This window comes from Deltaproteobacteria bacterium GWC2_65_14 (assembly GCA_001797615.1).
Lineage (GTDB): Bacteria > Desulfobacterota > Deferrimicrobia > Deferrimicrobiales > Deferrimicrobiaceae > GWC2-65-14.
The window spans coordinates 10,494-17,479 of sequence record MGPV01000037.1 but is presented as its reverse complement, the minus strand read 5'-3'; the positions used below and the strand labels follow the sequence as shown (position 1 = coordinate 17,479).

The following is a 6,986-nucleotide window of genomic DNA, read 5'->3' as shown; positions in this document are numbered from 1 at the left end:
GTTCGGCAGCGCCGTCCTGGAGATGCTCGAGGAGCACGGCGAACAACCCCAGTCGTTCCGCCGCCTCGGCATCCGGGACATTTTCGTGGAGCACGGATCCCAGGACGAGCTTCGGGCGGAGAACAGGCTCACTCCGGAAGACATCGTCGCAGAGGCGCTCCGGGTCTGCGCCCACGGGAAGGCGATCCTTCCCACGATCCTGAACGGCATCCGCTCCCGCCTCGAAAAGATTGTCTGAGCCCCGCGGTCCCCGCTCCCCGAAGGCGGCGCGCCGCCGGCTCGACCACGAGCTGGTCGCCCGCGGACTGGCGCCCACCCGCGCAAAGGCGCAGGGACTGATCCTGGCGGGCCGCGTCCTGCTCTCCGGAACGGTCGTCACGAAATCGGGCGCTTCGGTGAGGCCGGGAGAGGAGGTGCTCCTCCTTCCGGCCCCCCGCCCGTACGTCTCCCGGGGAGGCGAGAAGCTGGCCGGAGCGCTCGACGACCTGGGAGTATCGGCCGAAGGGGTCGTGGCGCTGGACGTGGGCGCCTCCACCGGCGGCTTCACCGACTGTCTCCTCCGCAGGGGGGCGGCCCGGGTGTACGCGGTCGACGTGGGGGAGTCGCTGCTGGACGCCTCGCTCCGGGACGACCCGAGGGTGGTGGTGCTGGAAGGGGTGAACTTCCGGCATGCCCGCCCGGACCTCCTGCCGGAGAAGGCGGGCCTGGCCGCGGTCGATGTCTCCTTCATCTCCCTGCGCCATATCCTTCCCCCCCTGGCGGGGTTTCTCGCGCCCGGCGCGGAGGTGATCGCCCTGGTCAAGCCCCAGTTCGAAGCCGGAAGAGGATCGGTGGGGAAGGGAGGGGTCGTCCGGGACGAGGAGGCGAGAAAGGCGGCGGTGCGGTCGGTCGCCCTCTTCGCCCGGGAGGCGGGGTATGCGGTGCTGGGCGAAGCGGAAAGCCGCCTCCGGGGACCCAGGGGAAACCGGGAGGTGTTCCTCCGGATTCGCGCCCCCGTGAAGATTGGGCTTGACGGCACCTAAAACGGATTGTAGTTTCTGTTATTATGAGTAATATTTAGCATAATTGAGATATAACTTTATCCCCTCCACCGGGGTGAAGCGAGGTGCGAGATGAAAAAGATGGCTGTGATCCTGCCGGTCCTGGTGATCCTGGCAACGTCTTTATCCCTTACGGGCCTCGCGTCGGAAGCATTGCAGGGCGCAGAGGCCGTCCCCGGGGGCGCGTTGGGCGTCGCAACGCTCTCCGGAGAAACACCGGGGGGCGAATACCCGGAGGGGCTGGTTCACACCGTCGTGCTTGGAGACACCCTGTGGGATCTTTCCGCCCGATACCTGGGTTCTCCCTGGCTGTGGCCCGAGCTGTGGCAGCGCAACCGGTTCCTGACGAACCCCCACTACATCTACCCGGGGATCCGGGTCGAGCTGTTCCCGCCTCCCTCCCGGGAATATGTGATGGAGGTGCGGGGCGCGGAGCCGGAGCCGACGCCGGCTTCGCCTACCCCGGAGCCGCCCGCCGAGCCGGTCGCGGCGAAGCCCCCGGAGCCGACGGCGCTCAGGGAAAAGCCTCTCGCCATTCCGCAGCTGGAGTATGTGCGGGCGGGCCGTTTTCTTCCGAAGCGCCCCGAGGGGATCGGGAATATCCGGGGGGGCGTCGATTCCCGCGTCGCGTTTTCGGAACGGGACAGGGTGTTCCTGTCGCTCGACAAGGAGATCCCCCCGGGGCAGCTGCTCGGGGTCTTCCGTGTCCGCGGTCCGGTCGGTCCCCCTTCCGGCAGTTCGGTTTCCGGTTATGTGCAGTACCTCGTCGGGATCCTCCAGGTCCTGGAGCGTGAGGACGGAAAGGTGACCGCGGTGGTCCGGAAGTCGTTCGAGGATCTGAGCCGGGACGACCAGATCCTCGAGGAGATCCCCGGCTACGATCCGGTCTTGCTGCGTCCCGGGGAGGACAACCTCGGGGCGGTCGTGCTCGCCGGCCGCTCGGAACACACGGAGTTTTCGACCGGCCAGGTCGTCTACCTGGACAAGGGGGCCGACGCCGGGGTTTCCGTGGGGAACCTCTTCCGGGTCTTCTCCGTGCGGCACGAGGCGACCTGGGGATCGGGTTGGGGCGACAGGGAAAAGGCCCCCGTCGAGGTGGCGAGGGCGGTCGTCGTCCGCACCCTTCCGGGCTCCTCCAGCGCCTACGTCGTGAGCGGAACCCAGTCCTTCTCGTCGGGCGCTTCGGCGCTCCGGGGGACCGGTTCCGGAGGGGCGGCCGGGTCCCGGTAGCCACGCACGCGGGCGCGCTGCGGGGCCGGCCCGGAATGGCGGCCCGGCACGGTTCTTGACACGGAGGGGGGAAACCCGAAAGGCGGGGTCCTTCTCCCGTGGCGAACGAACCGGCACCGACCGACATCCTGCTCCGCCTCTCCCTCGTGGCGGGGTTCACCGCACGGCACCTCGCGATCCTCGGCAGGGAGCGGTCGCAGGCCGATCCGGAAGAAGCGTTGTCCCGGGCCGACCGGGGGATTCTCCGGACAGGGCTTCGGGCGCTCGACTCCCGCGAAGCCGCCGCGGAGGAGGATCTTCGCCTGAGATGCGGGAGGGCGGGAGTCGAGATCCTTCCGATCGGCTCGGACGGGTACCCCGGGCTGCTGGCCTCCGTGCCGGACGCGCCTCTGGTCCTCTACCGGAAGGGTGGTTCGGCGGCCGGGACGGATACCGTGGCCCTGGTCGGGAGCCGGGCGGCGACCGGGGCGGGGAGGGAGTTCGCGCGGCTGCTGGCGGCCGACCTCGCCCTCGCGGGGCTGACGGTGGTCAGCGGCATGGCCCGGGGGATCGACACGGCCGCCCACGAGGGGGCTCTCCGGGAAGGAGGGAGCACGATCGCGGTGCTGGGCTGCGGTGCCGACATCCTCTACCCCCCCGAGTCCGGGAAACTCCGCGACCGGATCCAGGCGCAGGGCGCCCTGCTTTCCGAGCTTCCTCCCGGGACTCCGCCGCTGTCCCGCCATTTCCCGATGAGGAACCGGCTGATCAGCGGGATGTCGCGGGGGGTGGTCGTGGTCGAGGCGCCCGGCCGAAGCGGCGCGCTGATCACCGCGCGGACCGCCCTCGACCAGGGGCGGGAGGTGATGGCGGTCCCCGGATCCCCCCTGTTCCCGCACACGGAGGGGAGCAACCGGCTCCTCCGGGAGGGGGCGATCCCCGTCACCGGGGCGGACGACGTTCTCCAGGCGCTCGGTTGGGCCGGGGAGCGCCGACCGGAAAACCGGGACGCGGCGGCCGTGGAGCGGGAAAGGCGGATTCTGGGGTACTGCCGGAAGAAGCGCCATGTGAACGGGATTTCCGCAGGGCTCGGCATCCCCGTCCCCGAGCTGTTTCCGATTCTCCTCGATCTGGAGCTCCGGAAATTGCTTGAAAGACGGGGAGGAGACTATTATAAAAAAACGTCTGTTCCCGGCGGAACGCCCGCCGAATCCTGAAACGGGGGAGAGATGGCCAAGTCGCTCGTCATCGTGGAGTCGCCGGCCAAGGCCAGGACGATCCAGAAGATCCTCGGCAGGGGGTACCAGATCCTGCCGTCGATGGGGCATGTGAAGGACCTCCCGAAAAGCCGCCTCGGGGTGGATGTCGGGAAGGGTTTCGAGCCGAGCTACATCGTGATCCGGGACCGCCGGAAGTTCCTCAAGGAGATCCTGGAGGCGGCCCGGTCTGCGGACATCGTCTACCTGGCGCCCGACCCCGACCGGGAGGGGGAGGCGATCGCCTGGCACATCGCGGAAGCGATCCGGGAGGATGCCGAAAAACGCCGGGAGAAGGAGAAGGCCCGGAAAGCGCCGGCGACCGGAAAGAAGGCGGGCCGCCGGTCGGGGAAGAAGGGGAAGGACGGCCCCTTCAAGGCGCCGGAGGTCCGCCGGGTCCTCTTCCACGAGATCACGAAAAAGGGAGTCTCCCAGGGGATGGCGGAGCCGCGCGACCTCGATCCCCGAAAGTTCGATTCCCAGCAGGCGCGCAGGATCCTCGACCGCCTGGTCGGGTACAACCTGAGTCCCCTGCTCTGGAAAAAGGTCCGGCGGGGTCTCTCCGCGGGGAGGGTGCAGTCGGTCGCGGTGAAGATCATCGTGTCGCGGGAAAAACAGATCGCCGCGTTCACGCCGGAGGAGTACTGGTCGCTCACCGCCCGCCTCGCGGGACGCCTCCCCCCGGAGTTCCCGGCAAAACTGCTGGAGGCAGGCGGCGAGAAGGTCCGGCCCCGCAACGGGGAGGAGGCCGAGAAGCTCCGCAAGGCCGTCGAGAACGGCCCCTTCGTCGTCCGGGAGATCCGGAAAAAGACGCGGAGGCGCTCCCCGCCTCCCCCCTTCACCACCTCCAAGCTCCAGCAGGAGGCGGCCCGGAGGCTCCGGATGCCGTCCTACAAAACGATGATGGTCGCCCAGTCGCTCTACGAGGGGATCGAGATCCCCGGGACCGGGCACGTCGGGCTGATCACCTACATGCGGACCGACTCGGTCCGGGTGGCCGACGAGGCGGTGGCCGCCGCCCGCGCCTTCATCCGGGACGCGAAGGGGGATCGGTACCTGCCCCCGTCGCCCAACCTGTACAGGAACCGGAAATCGGCCCAGGACGCGCACGAGGCGATCCGCCCCACCTCGACGGAATATCCTCCATCGGCCCTCAAGCCGATCCTGGGGAGGGACCAGTTCCGGCTCTACGAGTTGATCTGGAACCGGTTCCTGGCCTCCCAGATGGCGACCGCGGAGTTCGAGCAGACCGCCGTCGACATCCTCTGCGATCCGCCGGGCGCTCCGTCCGACGGCTTCCTGTTCCGCGCGAGCGGGTCGGTCCCGAAGTTCCTCGGCTACCTCGAGCTGTACCAGGAGGAGAACGGCAGGGGGAACGGGGAGGCCGGGGAGCAGGAGGGAGCCGGCGAGGCCGGGGAGCAGGAGAAGGAGGCCGACGCCGTTCTACCGGAGCTGTCCGAAGGGGAGAGGCTCGCCCTCCGGGAACTGGTGCCCGCGCAGCACTTCACCCAGCCCCCGCCGAGATTCACGGAAAGCTCCCTGATCAAGGAGCTCGAGGAGCGGGGAATCGGGCGCCCCTCCACCTACGCCTCGATCGTGAAGACGATCCGGGACCGGGGCTACGTGCGGATGGAGGAGCGGAAGTTCCTTCCGACCGAGCTCGGGGGGCTCGTGACCGACCTCCTCGAGGAGGGCTTTCCCCGGGTCATGGACGTGGAGTTCACCGCGAAGATGGAGGAGGAGCTCGACCGGATCGAGGACGGGGAACGGGAGATGGTCCGGGCGCTCGAGGAGTTCTACGGACCCTTTTCCGAGGAACTGGAGCGGGCGAGGGAGGCGATGCCGGAACTCAGGGACGAGCTGGTCGCGACCGGGATCCCCTGTTCGGAGTGCGGCGGGGAAATGGTCATCCGGTTCGGCCGCGCGGGGAGGTTTCTCGCCTGCAAGAGCTACCCGGAGTGCCGGAACACGGCGAACTTCCGGGAAACCCCGGAGGGGACGGTGGAGCTGGTTGCCGACGAGGAGGCGGGGGTGGACTGCGACAAGTGCGGGAAGCCGATGGTCGTCCGCCGCTGGAAGGGATCGCGGTACATCGCCTGCTCGGGCTATCCCGAATGCCGGAACACGCGTCCCTACCCGGTCGGTGTGGAATGTCCGGAGTGCAGGAAGGGGGAGATGGTGGAGCGGGCCTCGCGGGCGGGGAAGGTCTTCTTCAGCTGTTCCCGGTACCCGGACTGCCGCATGGCCTCCTGGGCGAGGCCGGTTCCGCTGGCCTGCCCCGATTGCGAATATCCGGCGATGGCCTTGAAGGTGCGCAAGGGGGGCAAGACGGAGATCGCCTGCCTGCGGAAGGGATGCAAGGGGAAACGTGAGGAGGAAGCGCTGCACGAGGCGGGTTGACGGGGGACGCCGTCCCGCCGTCAGCCGGGGAGCGGAAGGTGAAGGAATATATCCTGGTCGTGGACGACGAACAGAGCCTGCGGCAGTTCCTGAAGATCTTCCTCGAGAAGGAAGGGTACGAGGTCGACACCGCCTCCTCCCTGGAGGAGGCCCGGAAGGCGATCCGGGAGAATGTCTACGACCTCGTCATGACCGACCTGCGGATGGCGGCACCGGACGACGGCCTCAGGGTGCTCCAGTCGGCCATCCAGAAGAACCCCTCCACCGAGGTGGTGGTCATGACCGCCTTCGCCGAGCACAAGTCGGCCGTGGAGGCGATGCGGCTGGGCGCCTACGACTACGTGGACAAGGAGGCGCTGAACCTGGGCGCCGACACGATCTCGAAGCCCTTCGACCTGGGGGAGATGCGGGAGTTCATCCGGAAGGCGATCGCCCGGAAGGAGGTCGCGGTCAGAAGGAGCCGGGCCCTCCGGGAGGAGGTCGAGGAGACCTCCGCGTACGAGGGGATCGTGGGGCGGTCCGGGGCGATGGTCCGGATCTTCGAGATGATCGAGCGGGTGGCGCCGACGAACGCGAGCGTCATGATCCTCGGGGAAAGCGGCACCGGCAAGGAGCTGGTCGCGGCCGCGCTGCATTCCCGCAGCGACCGGAAGGAGCGGCCCTTCGTCCCGATCAACTGCGCGGCGATCCCCGAGACGCTGATGGAGAGCGAGCTGTTCGGGCACATGCGGGGCGCGTTCACCGGCGCGATCCAGACCAAGAAGGGGCTGTTCGAGCAGGCCCACGGGGGAACGCTGTTCCTCGACGAGGTGGGAGAGCTTCCCCACGCGATGCAGAGCAAGCTCCTGCGTGCGATCCAGGAGAGGTCCTTCCGGAGGATCGGCGGAAACGACGACATCTCGGTGGATGTCCGGATCCTGTGCGCCTCCAAGCGGAACCTCGAGGAGACGATGAAGGAGGGGCGGTTCCGGGACGACCTCTACTTCCGGCTCAACGTCATCCAGATCGAGGTGCCGCCGCTGCGCGACCGCAGGGAGGACATCCCCCCGCTGGCCCGCCATTTCATGGCCCGGTTTTCGGA

At 68.4% G+C, this 6,986-nt stretch carries 5 protein-coding genes and 1 pseudogene (2 of these 6 cut by a window edge); all 6 read left to right on the top strand.

The annotated features are described in order from the left end of the window. Window positions 1-238: pseudogene (locus A2X88_07210) on the top strand (1-deoxy-D-xylulose-5-phosphate synthase); it begins 1,691 nt to the left of the window's first position. Beyond that, window positions 231-1,022 (top strand): hypothetical protein, encoded by a 792-nt coding sequence (locus A2X88_07205; protein ID OGP34151.1) that lies wholly within the window; start codon window positions 231-233, stop codon window positions 1,020-1,022. Before A2X88_07210 ends, A2X88_07205 begins: the two are co-directional and overlap by 8 nt. A 273-nt stretch (window positions 1,023-1,295) precedes the next feature. Beyond that, the gene (locus A2X88_07200) at window positions 1,296-2,270 is read left to right on the top strand and encodes a hypothetical protein (protein ID OGP34150.1); all 975 of its coding nucleotides are present in this window, start codon (window positions 1,296-1,298) and stop codon (window positions 2,268-2,270) included. 98 nt (window positions 2,271-2,368) lie between these two features. Further along, on the top strand, window positions 2,369-3,466 hold the full coding sequence (locus A2X88_07195; GenBank protein OGP34149.1) for a DNA protecting protein DprA: 1,098 nt from the start codon (window positions 2,369-2,371) through the stop codon (window positions 3,464-3,466). A 12-nt stretch (window positions 3,467-3,478) separates the two neighbouring features. Continuing rightward, window positions 3,479-5,905: a DNA topoisomerase I gene (locus tag A2X88_07190; protein ID OGP34148.1), complete on the top strand. Its 2,427-nt coding sequence runs from the start codon at window positions 3,479-3,481 to the stop codon at window positions 5,903-5,905. Window positions 5,906-5,943: 38 nt separating this feature from the next. Then, a protein-coding gene (locus A2X88_07185) for a hypothetical protein (GenBank protein ID OGP34162.1) crosses the window boundary here: on the top strand, window positions 5,944-6,986 show its 5' portion. Its footprint extends 382 nt past the window's final position; 1,043 of the gene's 1,425 nt are visible here — the first part of the coding sequence; its start codon is at window positions 5,944-5,946; its stop codon lies beyond the right edge, outside the window.